The following is a 1,172-nucleotide window of genomic DNA, read 5'->3' as shown; positions in this document are numbered from 1 at the left end:
TGATGTGCGGATTTGCCTACACATCAGCCTCACTGCTTAGACGGACATATCCATCAGTCCGCGTCACTACCCTCCTGCGTCACCCCATCGCTCATAGCGGATTACGGTGGTACAGTAATTTCAAACTGTTGTCCTTCGACTACGCCTTTCGGCCTCGCCTTAGGTCCCGACTTACCCTGAGCGGACGAGCCTTCCTCAGGAAACCTTGGGCTTTCGGCGGATCAGATTCTCACTGATCTTTTCGTTACTCATACCGGCATTCTCACTTGTATGCTGTCCAGCGCTCCTTACGGTACACCTTCAACCCACATACAACGCTCCCCTACCCCAGATACATACGTATCTAGCCATAGCTTCGGTGGTGTGTTTAGCCCCGTTACATTTTCGGCGCAGAGTCACTCGACCAGTGAGCTATTACGCACTCTTTCAATGGTGGCTGCTTCTAAGCCAACATCCTGGTTGTCTGTGCAACTCCACATCCTTTCCCACTTAACACACACTTGGGGACCTTAGCTGATGGTCTGGGCTGTTTCCCTTTTGACAATGGATCTTAGCACTCACTGTCTGACTCCCGGCAATAAGTATATGGCATTCGGAGTTTGACTGAGCTTGGTAATCCTTGCGGACCCCGCACCCAATCAGTGCTCTACCTCCACTACTCTTATACCGAGGCTAGCCCTAAAGCTATTTCGGGGAGAACCAGCTATCTCCGAGTTCGATTGGAATTTCTCCGCTACCCCCACCTCATCCCCGCATTTTTCAACATGCGTGGGTTCGGGCCTCCAGTGCGTGTTACCGCACCTTCACCCTGGACAGGGGTAGATCACACGGTTTCGGGTCTACGTCCACATACTAAATCGCCCTATTCAGACTCGCTTTCGCTGCGGCTCCGTCTTCTCGACTTAACCTTGCATGTTAAACGTAACTCGCCGGTTCATTCTACAAAAGGCACGCCATCACCCATAGATAGGGCTCTGACTTTTTGTAAGCACACGGTTTCAGGTTCTATTTCACTCCCCTTCCGGGGTGCTTTTCACCTTTCCCTCACGGTACTGTTTCACTATCGGTCGCCAGGTAGTATTTAGCCTTAGCAGATGGTCCTGCTGGATTCATACGGGGTTTCACGTGCCCCGCACTACTCGGGATCCGTCTCGGAGAGAACACAGTTTAGG

Annotated in this window: 1 rRNA gene (running past one end of the window); it reads right to left on the bottom strand. The window is 51.9% G+C overall.

The window, feature by feature from the left end:
- Positions 1–1,172, bottom strand: a 23S ribosomal RNA gene (locus ACQKMP_RS30505); its annotated part reaches 1,437 nt to the left of the window's first position; the annotation flags it as partial.

Source organism: Paenibacillus sp. NPDC101420, assembly GCF_050277435.1.
Taxonomy (GTDB): domain Bacteria; phylum Bacillota; class Bacilli; order Paenibacillales; family Paenibacillaceae; genus Paenibacillus_AQ.
The sequence above is the reverse complement of the archived record's forward strand: the minus strand, read 5'-3'. Positions and strand labels throughout refer to the sequence as shown.